This is a genomic window from Janthinobacterium sp. BJB301 (genome assembly GCF_002735685.1).
Taxonomy (GTDB): Bacteria; Pseudomonadota; Gammaproteobacteria; order Burkholderiales; family Burkholderiaceae_D; genus Janthinobacterium; species Janthinobacterium lividum.
The window spans coordinates 644465-661559 of sequence record NZ_PDZJ01000002.1 but is presented as its reverse complement, the minus strand read 5'-3'; the positions used below and the strand labels follow the sequence as shown (position 1 = coordinate 661559).

The 17095-nt window shown below is 55.5% G+C and carries 14 protein-coding genes; 1 reads left to right on the top strand and 13 read right to left on the bottom strand.

Features of this window, described 5'->3' with window-relative positions:
- The first annotated feature begins 270 nt into the window (after positions 1-270).
- Complete coding sequence (locus tag CSQ91_RS16245) at positions 271-1830, top strand: DEAD/DEAH box helicase (RefSeq protein WP_099388959.1); 1560 nt, start codon at positions 271-273, stop codon at positions 1828-1830.
- A 175-nt stretch (positions 1831-2005) separates the two neighbouring features.
- Here the strand turns inward: CSQ91_RS16245 and CSQ91_RS16240 are convergent, their stop codons facing one another.
- From CSQ91_RS16240 to CSQ91_RS16180, 13 genes are all read right to left on the bottom strand, one after another.
- Complete coding sequence (locus CSQ91_RS16240) at positions 2006-3217, bottom strand: lipopolysaccharide biosynthesis protein (protein WP_099388958.1); 1212 nt, start codon at positions 3215-3217, stop codon at positions 2006-2008.
- A gap of 92 nt (positions 3218-3309) precedes the next feature.
- A complete protein-coding gene (locus tag CSQ91_RS16235) occupies positions 3310-5265 on the bottom strand; it encodes a polysaccharide biosynthesis protein (RefSeq protein ID WP_099388957.1) in 1956 nt (651 codons plus the stop codon).
- A gap of 94 nt (positions 5266-5359) precedes the next feature.
- Positions 5360-5920, bottom strand: coding sequence for a sugar transferase (locus CSQ91_RS16230; RefSeq protein ID WP_099388956.1), 561 nt, complete (start codon positions 5918-5920; stop codon positions 5360-5362).
- Between the two features lie 11 nt (positions 5921-5931).
- Positions 5932-6867: a UDP-glucose 4-epimerase family protein gene (locus CSQ91_RS16225; RefSeq protein ID WP_099388955.1), complete on the bottom strand. Its 936-nt coding sequence runs from the start codon at positions 6865-6867 to the stop codon at positions 5932-5934.
- Between the two features lie 50 nt (positions 6868-6917).
- A complete protein-coding gene (gene wecB / locus CSQ91_RS16220) occupies positions 6918-8042 on the bottom strand; it encodes a non-hydrolyzing UDP-N-acetylglucosamine 2-epimerase (RefSeq protein WP_099388954.1) in 1125 nt (374 codons plus the stop codon).
- Entirely contained in the window at positions 8035-9045 is a 1011-nt protein-coding gene (locus tag CSQ91_RS16215) for a polysaccharide biosynthesis protein (RefSeq protein WP_099388953.1), read from the bottom strand. Before CSQ91_RS16215 ends, wecB begins: the two co-directional genes overlap by 8 nt.
- A gap of 13 nt (positions 9046-9058) precedes the next feature.
- On the bottom strand, positions 9059-9913 hold the full coding sequence (locus CSQ91_RS16210; protein ID WP_099388952.1) for a dTDP-4-dehydrorhamnose reductase family protein: 855 nt from the start codon (positions 9911-9913) through the stop codon (positions 9059-9061).
- A gap of 25 nt (positions 9914-9938) precedes the next feature.
- A complete protein-coding gene (locus tag CSQ91_RS16205) occupies positions 9939-11171 on the bottom strand; it encodes a glycosyltransferase family 4 protein (protein ID WP_099388951.1) in 1233 nt (410 codons plus the stop codon).
- Entirely contained in the window at positions 11168-12193 is a 1026-nt protein-coding gene (locus tag CSQ91_RS16200; protein ID WP_143451040.1) for a glycosyltransferase, read from the bottom strand. The genes CSQ91_RS16205 and CSQ91_RS16200 overlap by 4 nt, the downstream gene beginning before the upstream one ends.
- On the bottom strand, positions 12194-13015 hold the full coding sequence (locus CSQ91_RS16195) for a 2OG-Fe(II) oxygenase (RefSeq protein WP_218963753.1): 822 nt from the start codon (positions 13013-13015) through the stop codon (positions 12194-12196).
- Positions 13008-14198: a glycosyltransferase family 2 protein gene (locus CSQ91_RS16190; protein ID WP_143451039.1), complete on the bottom strand. Its 1191-nt coding sequence runs from the start codon at positions 14196-14198 to the stop codon at positions 13008-13010. The genes CSQ91_RS16195 and CSQ91_RS16190 overlap by 8 nt, the downstream gene beginning before the upstream one ends.
- Positions 14199-14232: 34 nt before the next feature.
- The gene (locus CSQ91_RS16185) at positions 14233-15462 is read right to left on the bottom strand and encodes an O-antigen ligase family protein (protein WP_099388948.1); all 1230 of its coding nucleotides are present in this window, start codon (positions 15460-15462) and stop codon (positions 14233-14235) included.
- A complete protein-coding gene (locus tag CSQ91_RS16180; protein ID WP_099388947.1) occupies positions 15413-16888 on the bottom strand; it encodes a flippase in 1476 nt (491 codons plus the stop codon). Before CSQ91_RS16180 ends, CSQ91_RS16185 begins: the two co-directional genes overlap by 50 nt.
- Positions 16889-17095: the final 207 nt, after the last annotated feature.

Below are 17095 nucleotides of genomic sequence, written 5' to 3'. Positions count from 1 at the left end.
CGGTTTCCGTGTACAGTTGCGGTGAATTAGGGTATCGTTTACAGCACTGATATTGTATCTTCTGCGCGCGATGTTCCGCCGGCGCGATCTCCGCCGCCATCGCAGCACATCTCTTCGACGCTCCCGCATACGCCCTACAGCATGTCCCGGAGCACGGAGGTGCCGCAAGAACAATGATCCATGGCTTGCAAGACGGAGCTGCCTGTGCCCCGAAATGTTGTTTATTGAGAAAGCATGGCTTCCGCAGTGCGGAGGCACACCAGAAAATTTATGTCTGAAACCGAATCGAATCCTACGCCCAGCCCGGCGATTGCCCCTGAAGCGGCGCCCGTCGCCGCTGCGCCTGCACCTGTACCAGCACCTGCCGCATCCGCTGCTCCCAGCCTGACTTTTGCCGACTTTGGCCTCGCGCCTGAAATCCAGCGCGCACTGACCGACCAAGGCTACACCCATCCGACACCGATCCAGGAACAAGCGATCCCCGTGGTGCTGCAAGGCCGCGATGTGATGGGTGCCGCGCAAACGGGCACCGGCAAGACGGCTGGTTTTTCCTTGCCGATCATCCAGTTGCTGATGGCGCATGCCAGCAGCAGCATGTCGCCGGCACGCCACCCGGTGCGCGCGCTGATCCTGACGCCGACCCGTGAGCTGGCGGTGCAGGTGGCCGAAAACGTCAAGGCTTACGCCAAGCACACGCCGCTGCGCTCGACCGTCGTCTTCGGCGGCATGGACATGAAGCCGCAAACCGTCATCCTGCGTGGCGGCGTGGAAATCGTCATCGCCACGCCGGGCCGCTTGCTCGACCATATCGAGCAAAAGAACATCAGCCTGAGCCAGGTGCAGATGCTGGTCATGGATGAGGCCGACCGCATGCTGGACATGGGCTTCCTGCCGGACTTGCAGCGCATCATCAACTTGCTGCCGAAACAGCGCCAGAACCTGATGTTCTCGGCCACGTTCTCGCCAGAAATCAAGAAGCTGGCTGCCACGTTCCTTAACGATCCGCTGACGATCGAAGTGGCGCGCAGCAACCAGACGGCCGACAAGGTCACGCAAGTGGTCTATAAAGTGACGGAAGACCAGAAGCATGCCCTGGTCGCCCATCTTCTGCGCCAACGCGACCTGAAGCAGGTCATCGTATTCTCGAATACCAAGATCGGCGCCTCGCGCCTGGCCCGCGTGCTGGAACAGGAAGGCATGAGCGCCACGGCGATTCACGGCGATAAGAGCCAGCAGGAGCGCATGGCGGCGCTGGAAGCGTTCAAGAAGGGCGAGATCGACGTGCTGGTCGCCACCGACGTGGCGGCGCGCGGCCTGGATATTTCCGATTTGCCTTGCGTCATCAACTTCGACTTGCCGTACAACGCGGAAGATTATGTGCACCGCATCGGCCGCACGGGCCGCGCCGGCGCCTCGGGCGACGCCATTTCGATCTACTCGGATAAAGACGAGCGCTTGCTGGCCGACATCGAGAAACTCATCAAGCAAAGCATCAAGCGTGGTGAATTGACGGGCTTCAACCCCGCGCCCGCCCGCAGCAGCGACAGCGAGCGCCGTCCGCCGCGCCGCAGCGAAGGTGGCGAGGCGCGTCCCGCGCGTGCCCCGGAGAGCCGCCATGCTGGCGACAGCAGCCGCGACAGCCGTTCCGCCGAGCGCGGTGCGCGTCCCGCTTTTGGTCCCGGCGCCCGCCGCGAAAAGGCCGACCCGTGGTTCCTGAAGCCATATGAGCCCGCCAAGGCAGCAGCCCCGGCTGCCGCCAGCATGGCGCCTGTCGCGGCCAAGCCGAAGCAGAAGGTGGCCGCGTTGCTGGGTGGTTTGCTGAAGCAGTAAGAGTTGGCTTGGGCTGGCAGAAATATTTTCCGCCAGCCTGTATTTGGATGTATTAGAGCTCGCGCCGTTGGCGCGGGCTTTTTTTTATCTGGGAGAAAGAGGGGACTTGCGCTGCCGGGTACGGCACGATGGGAGGGCCGCCCCCGGCAGGCAGGGCGGCGTTACTACGAGAAGGTCAGGAACCCATTTTCTGGCGGTTTTCACGCCACCATTTGCTCCCGAATACGAGAATCACGGAGAAGAGCAATCCCAGCAAGCCGCTGGTCAGAATGACCGAGGACAGGCGCGTGGATCGGCGTTCAGGCAGGCTTGGGCCGGCAATGAAACGGCTCTTTTCCAGATACAGGCTCAGAGCGCTCTGATTTTCGATCGAAATGGTGTTGTAGACTTCCTTTATCGTGTCGTCATTCAAGTCCTTGCCTTTGAAGACGCCATCCTTGACCGTTTCCAGACTGCGCACGATGACTTCGCCGGAACGAGTCTGGTTCATGAAGGCTCGGGCTTTATCGTAGTATTCGCGCAGCACCACAGCTTGCTGGCGGTCGCGCCTGGCCTTGTTGATGATTTCCTTAAGTTCAACGATCCGCACTTCGCTGGTCATCAATTGCGTGATTGGCGACAGGTAGCGGGCATTTTCTTCCGTGACAGTGACCAACTGACGCGCATTTTGCACCGAATCGGGATAGCGGGCCACGACCTGCTTCAAGCTCTCGCCCTTGCGTTGATATTCCTCCAGCAGCTGATTGCTGTCGATAATGTAATTGTCGAGCTTGGTGATCTTGGCATTCATTTCTGCTGCCTTGACACGCAGTGCATCTTCATAGCTGAGGTAGACAATGCTATCCATGATGAAGCGGCCCAGCAAGCCAACTATACGCTGGGCATCTTGCGGACTGCCGGATTCAAAGCTGAGACGCAGGCCGATGACATTGGTATTGCTGCCATCGCGAGGCTGCTCAAGTTCTTTGGCGTCAAGTTTGGAAAAGGGGTATACCGGCTCGACGACGTTGTCGATACCGCCGCGTACGATGAAAACCTTGCGCATCTGGTCAATACCCGGGGTGTCTTCCAGCTTGTTGTACTTGACGAAATCAGCGAAGCGTTCGGCCGTACCGAAGGCTGCCGCATAGCGCTTGTAATCGGCCAGGGCAATGCCGCTGGCAGGATCTTTTTCCTTGGTATCCAGCTTTTTCTCGGCTGGCAAGGGAATTGGGCCGCCAAACTGGAAAAAGCCTTCGCTCTTGTACTGTGCCATATGCAGGGCGGCCGAAACGCTGGCGACGACGATCAGCGACGTGACCAGGACGATGCGCCAGCGCGCTTGCCATGCCGTTCCAAGCAGTTCCGTCAGGGAAGCGACGTCTTCATTATCTTTGATTTGTTGCATTTTGAATTAGGCCTGCTTTTCCATAAATGTGGGTATAAATATCAATGCTGCCGATATGGAACATATACTTCTTGCCATTCGCAGGCAGGATTTTACTGCAGATGTTCCGCGGCAGGGACGGCGGCACGCATGGCGTTCTTGTGCATCTGGGATGCATGTTTTTCGTGCTCCAGCCAGATCAAGTCTTCGATGCCGCATTGAGGGGTGTACTCGCTGACTGTACGTAACAGCAAGGCACGGAGCTCGTCATATTTGAAGTTGTCACACGCTTTTTGCAATTCGGCTAACAGCGGTTCCAGCTCCACCCATGGAATCATCGACTCCTGGGCGCGCATGATGAGGGCATGTTCGGTGCCTTCAACCTCTTCACCGATCAACAATTCCTCATACAGTTTTTCCCCCGGCCGCAAGCCGACGTGTTCGATCTCGATTCCGTCCGGCGAGGCGGCGCTGCGCACTTCCAGGCCGCTCAGGTGCACCATGCGCTTGGCCAGGTCCATGATCTTGACCGGCTCCCCCATGTCCAGGACAAATACATCGCCCCCTTCGCCCATGGCGCCAGTTTGCAAGACCAGTTGCGCCGCTTCAGGAATGGTCATGAAGTAACGAGTGATTTCCGGATGGGTCAGGGTGATGGGGCCGCCCAGCATAATCTGCTTGCGAAACAGGGGCACGACTGAACCCGACGAACCCAAAACATTTCCAAAGCGCACCATGCAAAACCGCGTGATATCTTGCTCTCTGGAAAATCCTTGCAGGATCAGTTCAGCCAGTCGCTTGGTTGCGCCCATGACATTTGTGGGGCGGACGGCCTTATCGGTTGAAATCAGCACGAAGCAGCCCACGCCTGCGGCCATGGCTGCCTTTGCGATGCTGAGGGTGCCGAACACATTGTTCTTCACGCCTTCGACCGGGTTGTGCTCCACCAAGGGCACATGCTTGTAGGCGGCCGCATGGTAAAGGGTGTCGACGGCGAAGGACTTCATGATCCGCGTGCATTTCTCGGTATCGAGTACGGAACCGAGGAATGGCAGTAATTCGATTTGCAGGTCGTGGGAGCTGATAGTGCTCTTCAATTCCTGCTTGATGGTGTACAGGGCAAATTCAGACATGTCGAGCATGATCAGTCGGCTTGGACGCTGGCTGATGATCTGGCGGCATAGTTCCGAACCGATCGAACCGCCGGCTCCGGTCACCATGACAGCTTTACCCGTGATGCATTTGGCTAACAGTTCCCGGTTGGGGGCGACTTGGTCGCGACCCAGCAAATCTTCGATTTCAATGTCGCGCACGTCCTGAACCCGCAATTCGCCCGTGACCAGGCTGCCGACGGGCGGCGTCACCTTGATCTTGACTTTGTGAGTTTCCAGCTTGTTCAGGATGTGTTTTTGTTGGCTCTTGGCCAGCGAGGGCATGGCCAACAGCACTTCGCTGATGCTGCTTTTGGCAATCAGTCCCGCCAGGTCCGTTGACGGGTAGACCTTGATACCGGCGATGGTGGCGCCTTTCAGCTCCTTTTTGTCGTCGATGAACGCTACCGGGAGATAGTCGTGGCCGGCGCGCAGGGCGCTTGCCAGTTGCGTGCCTGCCTTGCCCGCGCCATAGATGGCCACGCGGACGGGCGCCCGTTCGCCGTTGGCGTGCAGCAGAAAGCCACGCGCGACAAAGCGACTCGCCACCATGTACATGATGGCACTGACCCAATAGATGCCGAACACGCCGCGCGACAGGCCGCTCATATGAATGGCAAACGCGGCGATGGCAACCAGCACGGCAACCGAGGCGGACACGCCCAGGATCACCACATACACAATTTTCTGGTCGATGAAACGGATGACCGCCCGATACAGGCCCAGCCGCACGAAAATGGGCAGGGAAATCACTGGCACCAGCAGAATCAACCAGGAGTATTGTTTCAGAACCACCATATCGACAACGTCATAGCGCAGCAATATGGCAGCAGAAAAAATCAGCGGCAACATGAACAAATCTGTCGTTGCGGCAATGATTTGTTTATGAAAACGTGAAAGATCAAGGAAAGATTTCATTTATATGTTTCTTATTAAAAGCATTCCTGCGGGCGCTACGCGCAATGATGTCATCATATATTACTCTGACCGAGATGACCGAGCTCTTCCGGAATCAATGTGTTACATTATCCTTGCGTATAACTTTGATGAAAGTCAAAAAGATAATTTTCACATCCAGCATAAATGAACGGCGTTGCAGATATTCCACGTCAAGCTTTACTTTTTCCGGAATCGGTAATTCATCGCGGCCATTGATCTGTGCCCAGCCGGTTAGCCCAGGTAAGATTTTCTCGACGCCATAGCGGGTGCGCAGGGCGATCAGATCCTGCTGGTTGAACAAGGCAGGACGGGGGCCGACAAAACTCATGTCGCCGCACAGGATGCTCCAAAGCTGGGGCAGTTCATCCAGGCTGGATTTGCGCAGAAATGAACCAATTGGCGTCAGGACGCTTTTCGGGTCGGGCAGCAAATGCGTTGCCACGGCCGGTGTGCCCACGCGCATGGTACGGAACTTCGGCATGCGGAATATCCGGTTATGGCGCCCTACCCGGTCGGACCAGTACACGACGGGGCCTGTGGAGGTAAGCTTGACCAGAACGGCTACAATGGTAATTGGCAGTAACAAGATGCAGAGCGCTATGCATGCCAGCAGGAAGTCGAATATTTTTTTCATTCAGTACCGATTCATGAGTGACGAAATGGAGAGACAGTCTTGGCGAGCGCCGCCTCCATGCTGACGGCGGGTTGCCAGGACAGCGTTTGGCAGGTAGGTGCGATATCCACTTGCAGGGAACCCAGCAGCCTGTCTGCCGCGGCAGACTTGCCCAGCAGGCGCGCGGCTGCAGCTATCCAGCTGGCGGGCACGGGCAGCAGCAGGCTGCGGCGTCCCATGGCTGCAGCGAGCATGCGCAGCAGTTCGGTGATACTGACGTCACGGTTGTCGGACACCATGAAAACCTGTCCTGCCGCGGCCGGATGTGTGCTACAGACGACCAGCAAGTCCACGAGGTTGTCCAGCGCGACCATGCTGCGGCGGTTATGTACGGCTCCTAGCGGCATCGGCAATCCCTTCGCCACCAGCTTCATCAGGCTATCGAAGTTGGCGCGCACGCCCGGCCCATAGACCAGCGGCGGACGCACAACCACGACCTCCAGGCCGGTTTCCCGCGCTAGCGCGAACAAGGCCTTCTCGGCTTCCAGCTTGGACTGCCCGTAAGGATCACGCGGCTCGGGGGTATCCGATGCCCGGAACGGCGTACCGGTGGTCTCTTCGCCGTTGACCTTGACGCTGCTGACAAAAACAAAACGTCGCACACCAGCAGCAACTGCCTGACGGGCCAGGTTGATGGTCGCCTCGACGTTTACCAAACGAAAGTCGGCCAGCGGGTTGCTGGACGTGTCTTGCATGACGTGCACGCGGGCAGCCGCATGGATTACCACATCGCAGCCAGCCAGAGCCCGTGTCCAGTCCGTTTTTTCCGAGAGCGAGCCGATGGCGAACTGCTTGCCATTATTACTATTGCGTACTGCCGCAGCGTAGTCTATACCCCGCTCAGCCAAGGTGGTGCACAATCCACTGCCGACAAACCCATTGGCACCTGTTACTAGAATCTTAGTCATTTTTTTGCAAGGTATTTCTTATCACTGTGACTGATACATGCTTTTTGGAACTATTTCGACCAGACGTTAGTATTAATATAATCAATATAGCTGCTGACCACCCGGCATACCTGTTTTGAAACAAACGGATTCTCATAATCCGCCACAGCCAACACCGGCGCTGTTTTTTCGTCATATTGGGACGTAATCATATCGACCGCTTCGAGTACACGTTCCGTTTTCAGTCCGCACATGATCAGCGTGCCGGCATCCATTCCTTCCGGCCGTTCGTGCGTGTTGCGGATGGTGATGGCCGATAAATTCAACAACGAGGTTTCTTCGGTGATCGTGCCGCTATCCGACAGCACGCAGAAAGCGCTCATTTGCAATTTGATGTAATCGACAAAACCGAAAGGCTTGGAAAAGATAATGCGCCTGTCCAGGTGGTCGATGCCGATTTCTTGCAGCCGCTTCATGGTGCGCGGATGCGTCGACACCAGTACCGGGAAGTCGTATTTTGCCGTCAGAGCTTCCAATGTGGCGAGCAAGTCCCGCAGGGCATCGGGCGAGTCGACATTTTCCTCGCGATGGGCACTGATCAGGAAAAACTTGTTCTTTTCCAGGTGTTGACGTGCCAGCACGTCCGAGCGTTCGATCTTCGGCATGTAAAAATCGAGTACTTCGCGCATGTGCGAACCGGTCTTGATGATGGTTTCCGGTCGCACGCCTTCGGCCAGCAAGTAACGCCGCGCATGCTCCGTCAGGACCATATTGATATCTGCCAGATGATCGACAACCTTGCGGTTCAGTTCTTCCGGTACGCGCTGGTCGAAGCAGCGGTTGCCCGCTTCCATGTGGAAGACGGGAATCTTGCGGCGCTTGGCCGCAATAATGGCGAGACAGGAATTGGTGTCGCCATACAGCAGCAGCGCATCCGGCTTTTCCTTCTCGAATACGGCGTCGGCCTTCACCAGCACCTGGGCGATCGTATCGATCGCGCTGGTGCCGGCTGCATCGAGGAAATAGTCGGGCTTGCGAATTTCCAGATCGTCGAAAAAGACCTGATTCAATTCGTAGTCGTAGTTTTGGCCGGTATGCACCAGGATGTGCTGGCTATATTTTTCCAGTTCGGCAATCACCCGGCTCATCTTGATGAGTTCCGGGCGCGTACCGACGATGGTCATGATTTTACGCATCGAGTTGCTCTTTTACGAATTCCAGTTTCAACAGGATGTCCTTGACTTGCTCTACCGTCAGGCGCTCGGTATTGTGCGACGTGTAATCATCGATTTCCGAAATCTTGGTTTCGCCTTCGACAAAGTACTTGTCATAGTTCAAGTCGCGATTGTCTGCCGGCACGCGGTAGTAGCGGCCCATATCTTCTGCCTTGGCCATTTCCTCGCGCGAGACCAGCGATTCATACAGCTTTTCGCCGTGGCGCGTGCCAATCACGCGCACTTCGTTGTCCTTGACGAATAGTTCTTTCAATGCGGCGGCAAGGTCGCCGACGGTCGAGGCGGGTGCTTTCTGAATGAAGATATCACCCTGCTTGCCGTGCTCGAAGGCATGCAGTACCAGGTCCACGGAATCGTCCAGCGACATCAGGAAGCGAGTCATGTTGGGATCGGTGATGGTGATTGACTTACCATCTTTTAATTGTTGAATGAACAGCGGAATCACGGAGCCGCGCGAAGCCATCACGTTGCCATAGCGCGTGGCGCAGATGACGGTTTCGCCGGCCACACGCATGCGTGACTTGGCCACCATGAGTTTTTCCATCATGGCCTTGGAGATGCCCATGGCGTTGATCGGATAGACGGCTTTGTCCGTGCTCAGCACGACCAGGCGCTGCACATTATTGGAAACGGCTGCGTTGAGGACATTTTCGGTACCCAATACATTCGTGCGCACCGCTTCCATGGGGTAAAACTCGCAGGATGGTACCTGTTTCAACGCCGCGGCGTGGAATACATAGTGCACGCCTTTCATCGCTTCATTGATACTGTCGTAATTGCGGATGTCGCCAATGTAAAACTTCAGTTTCGGATTGTTCAGCGCAATGCGCATGTCTTCCTGTTTTTTTTCATCGCGGCTGAAAATACGGATTTCTGCCACGTCGGTGGACAGAAAACGCTTCAATACGGCATTGCCGAAGGAACCCGTGCCACCAGTGATCATCAATACTTTATCTTTAAACATTTGTAGCTCCTTATTACTTAAAATTAGCCATTTTCTGGATCAGTTCCGGCCATGCTGGTGCCACATAGCCTGTCGCCGCCCGGAAGCGCTGCGCGTTCAGCGACCTGTCGATCACCAATTGCTCGTCAGCCACAATCTCAATTTCTTTCCGATAGGATTGTGCTACCAGCGTGAGCAGATCAAACTTGTTGATTGGCTCGGCAGCAACATGGTACAGACCCCGCAATGCGGGTTGTGGCAAGACGACATCGCGGATCACATGCGCCAGTTCGATCGTCGGCAAGCCCGAGAAGATAGCCTTCGTGTAGCCCTTGACGCTGCCTTGCTGGGCAAGGAACCAGCCGACAAGGCTTTTTGCACTGTTCAGTTCGTGACCGATGATCGACGTGCGCAAGGTGATGCAGTGTGGATAGTCGACTTCGCCCATAAATTTTGAACGGCCGTACAGATCCTTGGCATCGGATGCATCCGACTCCAGGTAGTTTCCCTTGCTTCCAGAGAAAACACAGTCGGTGCTGACATGAATCAGGCGCGCGCCAGCGATGTCGCAGAGGCGGGCCAGGCGGTGCGGCAGCAGGGAATTGATAGGAATCGCTTGCAGCGGGTCGTTGGCATCGGCCATTTGCTTGATGAGGCCGACACAGTTGATGACGACATCCGGCTTGACCTTGGCAAACAGCAGCGCCAGCGAATCCTGGTTATCGACATCCGTGCCGGTCACGATACGCTGGCCTAATGCCTCGGGGAAATTGCGGCGCACGCTATCGCTGCGGGCGGAACCGATGACCTCGTGTTGGCTGTCTTCGGAACAATACCGAAATACGGCATTGCCCAGCATGCCGGACACGCCCAAAACTAATATTTTCATAAACTATCCTTTTCTGGTCGATTTATTATTTTTTACCTGTACTGCCTGTCAACAGATTTTCAAAATGCGTGATCAGGTTTCGGGTCAGCATTGCGCTGTCAAAATGATGTTGAAAGTATGCCAAGCCGTTCTTGCCCAGCTGTTCCCGCTCCGCTTCGCTGAAGCGCGACATTTCCAGGATGGCCGCCGCCAAGGCTTCGGCGTTGTCTGCCGTACAGGCGATTCCAGCCTGGGCTTGCATCACGATGCGCGCACCTTCGCCGTTCAGGCAGGCGATGATGGGACGTCCCATGGCCAGATAGGCTTGCAGCTTGCTGGGCACGGTCTGACGAAAGATCGTTTCATCGCGCAGCGACACCAGCAGGGCGCCCGCCTGATGCAGGATGGCTGGCATCGCCTCGATCGGGTGTTGTCCTGCCATGCTGACATTCTGCAGTTTCAAACGTGCAATTTCTGCTTTCAGCCACGCGGCACGGCTGCCATCGCCTACCAGTACTATGCGAATATGTGGTTGGTCCTGCAACAGTACTGCTGCAGCGATGATGGTCTCGACGGATTGGGCGGTTCCCAGATTACCGGCGAAGACGACAGAAAAGCCATCGCGCAGGCCTGCTACCGGGCTGACTTGCTGTGTCGCCTGCTGAAAGAAGACATCATCGGCTGAGTTTGGATAATAGGATATTTTTCCCGGCTCGGCCAGCGCCGCAACGGGGGCGACGAAGGCTTCCGATTGCACTAGGATGAGGTCGGCATGGCGATAGATCCAGCGGACCAAGATTTCGACCAGGCCCAGCAGCTTGCGGTTGCGTACAAAACCCGTCGCTTCCAGGCTCTCGGGCCATAAATCCTGTACCCAGATGACCAGCTTGGCACCTTTGATCCATTTCAAGAAAATAGCGGGAATGACTTGCAGAATCGGCGAAATCGCATAGACGAAAATCACATCAACGCGTTTGCGCCGCAGGGCGAACGGGGCCAGCAAAATGCCGCTTACGACGAAAGACAGGTAGTTACCGATCAGGCCGAGCGCGGAACCCCGCCCGCGCGGCAGCAGCGGCATGCGTTGCACGGTCGCGCCATGCCAATCGTGCGCGGCAAAGCCGGTGGCAGTATAGCCAGAAAAAATTTTGCCATCAGGATAATTAGGCTGGCCTGTCAGGACATCCACATGCACCTTGTGCTTGACCAGTGAGCGGACCAGGTCATTGATGCGAAAATTTTCAGGCCAGAAGTACTGGCTCACCACGAGCAGGTTCAAGAGCGTAGCTCCGCAAGAAAGTCCGCTGCCGAGCCGATGCTGGCAACGGGTTCAGCCACACCCAGGAAGCGGCGGATTGCGCGGGCGATCGACACTGGCGATGTGGGATCGAAGGTGTCGGCGGGCACGCAGACATCGCGTACATAGTCGAGTTCCGATGCGATGATAGGCAGGTTGGCCCAGCTCGCTTCAAGCAAGGGTAAGCCAAACGATTCCGTCATGGACGGGAATACCAGCGCCTTGGCATTGCGATACAGGGCTAGGATGTCTGCATGGGGCAGCACGCCAAGTTGCTCGATATGCAAGCCATGGCTGGCGCTCGCGCTGTCGAACTCCGCGCGCAGGGCTTTGCAATGGGGCGGCAGCGTGAGCGCCAGCGTCGGACGGATATTCTTCTCGGCGAGCAATATCCATGCTGCCAGCAGCCGTCGGTGATTCTTGTGGGCTTCACCATCGGCCACATAGACAAAATCATAGCCGTCGCGCACGTTTGCGGCCGCTTCAGGGGACGTGCCGGCCATGGCGCCGATAAACGGAATCACGCGCACGGGCGGGTTCGCGCCATGCCAAGTCATCAGTGCCGTGCGCATGGAGGGGGTCTGGACGACGTATTCGTTGACATTGCCCTTGAAGGCACGGCAGACGATGCGTTCGAACGCCACGCGTATTTTCGTTTTTCCAGAAAATTCGGACAGGGGCGTGAGGCCAAAGTAATTCCGGTTTTGCTGGAAGACCACGACATGGCCGCGCAGCGGCAGCAGGGGCGGCATGCCATGGAAACACAGAATCACATCGTCGGTACGGGATGCGTGCTGCAGGCGCAGTTCGGCCTTGAGGCGATCGATGGGCGAGGCCTTGACAAAATGGCTTTCTGTTCCGGCAGGCAAGGACAGGATAGCCTTGGCCCGATGGTCAAGATTTGCCCACAACGAGGCGCCGTCCTGTGCCGCGAGCAGCTCCTTGAGCAACACCAGGCCGCCGCCCACATGGACGTTAGGCGCATGTAGCAAAAGACGTCCCACTTATTTGTCCCCCGCCTTGTACACATCCTTCGGGCCGACGCCGCCTGGCACCAGTGCGCGTACGCCCTGGCGCAGCTTGTTGTCTGCCCATGCCAGCACCCTGCGCGCCGTTTGTTCGGGGCGGGCGCTGAAGGACGTGACGTTAAAGTACTGCTCGCCGGTCGGCGAAGCGGGCGAGAAGTAATAGTTTGACACGCAGCAGCGCAGCCGGTCGACTTGCACCGGGCTCACCGAATGCCATGAGGTTGGCGTCGTTTCCATCAACACCAGACGGTTGAATTTGCTATGGATGGTCTCATTCTTGCGCACAGACGGTTCCCACAGTTCCAGATTGCCGCCATTTTCCAGCGCCCAGTCCGGCGTGACATAGAAGAGCAGGTTCAGGGTGCGATAAAACTGGCGCGTCGCCTCATGCGAATTGTCGATGTGAGGGTTGAGAAAGTGTCCTTCGCCCATCATGCTCAAGCCGCCGGCATACAGGGTCGGGTCGGGAATTTGCTGCGCGATGCCGGTGATTTCTTCGATAACTCGGACCACGGCAACGTCCTGCATCGCGAAGGTAATATCTTTGAGAATCGGATTAAATTGATCAAAATGCTTGGAGGTGAATTTTCTTTCGCGAAAACTCGACATCAGACGCATCTGTTCCAGCTTTGGGAAGGCATGGTAAATTTCCTTGGCCAACGACTCGGGAAGCATATTTTCGATGTAGCAATGGCGTACTCCGACCTTGTTCGCGCTGGCAGCAAACATGTCGGCGGCGCGCGCCTTTTCACTTTGCAGGCGTGCCACGATCAATTCGACGATTTCGTTTTTAGACATTTCCACTCCTACCTTTAAATGATGTCGATTTTTTACTTAAGAAAGCTTTCAGGGCGTCGCTGGCCGCATGAATGTTGGGAATGTCCGGGATGAAGAATCGCCCGCCCGCTGCGCTTGGCCGCGTCGCCCGCTTGGCCAGGCGCACGGCCTTGGCCAGGGCAATGCAGGCGGCGCCCATTAGTACGCGCACCACGGTGACCGTCGCATTCCGACCGTATTGCTGCCGATATACCATCGCGGCGTTAAAAATTTCTTTGTAGTAATCCGGGTGGCTCACCAGACAAATCGCGTACAAATGGAGGAAATTGAAACGCTCCAATTGTGCGGCATCCAGTTTGCTCAAGGTTTCATAGGCGGCCTGGCCCCAGACTGTTTCCACGCTGAAAAAGCGTGGGATTAGTGGCGGCCACACCAGATTCTTGTAGGGCTTGATATGGGGATCGTCTTCCAGGTTGCCGCGATGGGAATTCATGGCGCTGCGTCCCGTGTTGCTGTTGCCGGCCGCGCCAGGGATGGTCAGCGGATAATCAATTTCGGCAAATGAGCTGGTGAGAGCGGCGATGCCGAGCGCGCCCGATACGTCCGGGCTGACGCCGTGAAAATACTCGCCCGTCTTTGCCTTGACCTGTTCCATGATGGCGCGCCGGACGATGCCGTGATAAATCTTGGGCAGGCCGTCGGCACCCTGGCAAGCCATTTGCAGGGAATCGCGCAAGCCCTTGCCGCAATCCGCATAGGCGATGCCAGACGAGAAATCATTGATATACAGGCGGCTGGAGTGGCCGCGGCCGAAGGTTTTCGACAAGAAGTCCGGCCAAGCATAGTTGGCCACCACCTTGGGCGAGATCGCATCGACCTTGTGCTCGATGGCCCATTGCACTGCGTCAAGAATCTCGGCGGCAACGGTATCATCATCGCCGACTACGCACACGTAGTCGCCGCTGGCCATGGCCAGCGCTAGATTGTGATTTTCTGTCATTGACAGCCGGGTGGCGCAATGCTTGTAATGCAAGCGGGCATCCACCAGTAACGGCAGGATTTCGTTTTGCAAATTGCCGTCGGTGCTGGTGTCATGCATGACCAGCTCGATTAACGGCGAGTTGATGCTCAAGACACTCTTTGCGGCATGCACGGCATACGCGCTGCGATTGTGGGTCGCGATTACTACGGATAAAATGGGCATAAACAAACTCACAAAAAAATGGGCAGGCGCGGTATTACGCGGCAAGCAGGCTGGGGCCGGTTTTGTCCTTGCGGTTAATATTCTTTGCCGTAATGTACAGCATGGCCAGTAATAGTTCGAACGATACTGATCCGATTAGCGGTTCAAATAGTGAAAAAAGCAACAGGAATAAAAACGCAATTTTGATCGATTGAAAAATAGGTTCGCTGTGTGCCGCCTTGGCTATTTCTCGATAAATATTGTGCAGATACTTCAGATAGAGTAGCAGGCCAACTATGCCGTAATTGAGCCATAATAACAATATGGAATTATGCGCGCCCCATACGTCTTCCATATTGCCGGCCGCTTCAATTGCGGAACGGAAGCCGTTCGGGCCGACACCCAGCAGAGGGGAGTTGGCGATCAAATCAACTGAAAATCCCCACAGGATAATGCGATTGTTGAACGAATCAGGGATTTTAAATTCGCTGTCGTTGAGCATCATGAATATGCTGTAGCCATATTCAAAAAATAGATACACGGCGAACAGGATGGATAAAAAGACCGTGAAATATTTTATATGCGAATACTTTTTGTCTGTCCAGAAAATGTACAGGATGAACAGGCTGATGATTAAGATGCCTCCTCTGGACATGGTGGCGAGGATGGCGCCTACAAAAAACAGGAACAGGTATTTATTCTGGTAAAAAAAAGTCGCAGCCAGGAAAAAGAGATAGGCCGCCAGATAATTGGAGCGTCCTAGCAGCGTTTCTACCATCAATTTCTTGTCATAGTAGTCGCCTTGCACGCCGAAAGATTGGATGAATCCCAGGTACGTCCATAGGGCCAGGACTACGCCGCCATAAATAATGGCCTGGCGCACCTTGTTCATGTCTACTGGCCAGGCACGCAGGCTGACCAGTGCCATAGCCGAAACGACCAGTGGAATCACTGCGGCAATGGCCCGCTGCAGCTGACCTGGATCACGCAGCAAGGTAGTCAGGATGCCGAGCGCGGCAACGGTGCACAGGATTAGCGCATTGCGCGTGATGATCACGTCTTCCCGTAGCAGCCTTACCAGGAAGATCAGGCTGATCAACGCAAAACTGATCGGCAGGCTGACGGAACTGGTGCCGATGAATATCTTGAATTCACCGACGAAGATGAAAAACAGGACGCCATAATACAGCGGTACCAGCATCCTGATGACCCTGTCCATCCAGACCCGGCTGTTGTTATTTGCCGAAAATTGCATAGACTTTTCTTTTAGAAAGTAGACGTTCATTTTCACTCAAGAAACTGAACCACATATAGGCAGCAATGATGGCAAGACAGGTCGAAAATTGCCATATTTTCAGCCCTGTCAATGGAATCAAGGAGGATGCGAAAGAAAGGGTAATCAATGTCATCAAGGCAATGAATTTTGTGCCAAATACTTCCGTGAATCGTATCTCCAGAATATCAAAGGAGAAGTAAAACATGAGCCAGCCATCCGCGCAGATTCTCAGCAGCCATACCAGTGCCGCGCCTTCCAAACCATAATAGCTGCAGCTCAGCCACAGCAGCAGGCAATACACTGGGAACTCAACGACATGGACCTTGGCCGTCAGTGCGGCCTTTCCAGCGCCCTGTAGCAAGGAAAACGGAATTTGCGTGATGCTGCTGATGAGCACACCGTACGAAAAGATGCGCAGCACGCTGCTGCTTTGCTCGGCAAATGCGGCGCCTACCCAAAGCGTCAGGATTTCCTTGCTGGCAAATGCAATGATCAGCGTCATTGGGGTAATCGCCAGCAGCAGGTAGAGCACGCTGCGGCGGTACAGATCCATCAGTTCATGGCTGCGCCCAGTGCCGATCTGGCTGGAAAATGCGGGGAACAGCACCGCTGTCAAAGCGCCGGGAATGATCCAGATCTTGGTGATCATTTCGTTGGGCGTCACGTAATAGGCCACCGCCGCCGCCGAAATGGTCGTGCTTATCAGGAAGCGGTCAAGATAGGACATCAGAGGGCTGATGATATTGGTGACGGTCATCCAGCCGCCGGACACCAGCAGAGGCTTCATGAAGCTGGCACTGAAATGCCTGGCGTTGAGCATGCCAGGTAAGCAGCGCGCCGCAAAATAAGCATGTACGAGACAGGCGATGACACGTCCGAGGGTGAGCACCGCGGTAACGGCAACCAAGTCGTTTTTATACCAGAGGACGATGGCCAGTGGACCGAGGAACGTGAATAAGCCCATCGGCAGGCGAATCAGATTGATTACGCCAAAGGCTGACTTGGCCTCGAGAATGCCACGAAAACCCGTGGTCAGGACAATGAATGGCATGGCGATGGCCATCACGCGGATCGAACCGATGATTTCCGCGCTGTCGCTAGCATGCGAAATGCTGCGTGCGCCCAATTCGGCGCCAAACCAGAGCAAGGCTGAGGCCAGCAGGCCGAGGCCTGTCATCATCAACAGACTGGTGAAGACCATGGGGGCAATTTCTTCATCGCGTTCTGCCGCGATCAAAACCGACAATTGCTGTGTAAGTGCACGGCCCAGACCCAGGTCGAACAAACCGAAATAGCTGACCACTGCCCATATCAGTGTCAGGACACCAAAACGCGCGTCTCCGAGACTATGGATCAACACCGGCATTGAGGCAACCGCAACCAAGAGCGGCAAGCCCAATCCTAATAAATTATAAGCGGTGTTTTTGATAATCATGCAAATATTACAATTTATCCAGGGAAATAATACGGAGGGCAGCGCCGTTAAACGATTTTTATTACAGTAGTAATCCCGCGTCGAAAATAGAAGCAGCTAAACAGGGCTGGACGATGGAGTCGAGGAAAAAATGTTGATTACAATGAATGCGAGATCACTAGTCTGTAGCCGACTTTTGACCGGGGTAGGCAATGATATATATATTGT

What these genes read in the sequence shown, in the direction of transcription:
- CSQ91_RS16210 (WP_099388952.1), bottom strand. Translation starts at nt 9,913, where the DNA reads ATGAAAATATTAGTTTTGGGCGTGTCCGGCATGCTGGGCAATGCCGTA.
- CSQ91_RS16180 (WP_099388947.1), bottom strand. Translation starts at nt 16,888, where the DNA reads ATGATTATCAAAAACACCGCTTATAATTTATTAGGATTGGGCTTGCCG.
- CSQ91_RS16230 (WP_099388956.1), bottom strand. Translation starts at nt 5,920, where the DNA reads ATGAAAAAAATATTCGACTTCCTGCTGGCATGCATAGCGCTCTGCATC.
- CSQ91_RS16225 (WP_099388955.1), bottom strand. Translation starts at nt 6,867, where the DNA reads ATGACTAAGATTCTAGTAACAGGTGCCAATGGGTTTGTCGGCAGTGGA.
- CSQ91_RS16190 (WP_143451039.1), bottom strand. Translation starts at nt 14,198, where the DNA reads ATGCCCATTTTATCCGTAGTAATCGCGACCCACAATCGCAGCGCGTAT.
- CSQ91_RS16185 (WP_099388948.1), bottom strand. Translation starts at nt 15,462, where the DNA reads ATGAACGTCTACTTTCTAAAAGAAAAGTCTATGCAATTTTCGGCAAAT.
- CSQ91_RS16240 (WP_099388958.1), bottom strand. Translation starts at nt 3,217, where the DNA reads ATGCAACAAATCAAAGATAATGAAGACGTCGCTTCCCTGACGGAACTG.
- wecB (WP_099388954.1), bottom strand. Translation starts at nt 8,042, where the DNA reads ATGCGTAAAATCATGACCATCGTCGGTACGCGCCCGGAACTCATCAAG.
- CSQ91_RS16215 (WP_099388953.1), bottom strand. Translation starts at nt 9,045, where the DNA reads ATGTTTAAAGATAAAGTATTGATGATCACTGGTGGCACGGGTTCCTTC.
- CSQ91_RS16245 (WP_099388959.1), top strand. Translation starts at nt 271, where the DNA reads ATGTCTGAAACCGAATCGAATCCTACGCCCAGCCCGGCGATTGCCCCT.
- CSQ91_RS16235 (WP_099388957.1), bottom strand. Translation starts at nt 5,265, where the DNA reads ATGAAATCTTTCCTTGATCTTTCACGTTTTCATAAACAAATCATTGCC.
- CSQ91_RS16195 (WP_218963753.1), bottom strand. Translation starts at nt 13,015, where the DNA reads ATGTCTAAAAACGAAATCGTCGAATTGATCGTGGCACGCCTGCAAAGT.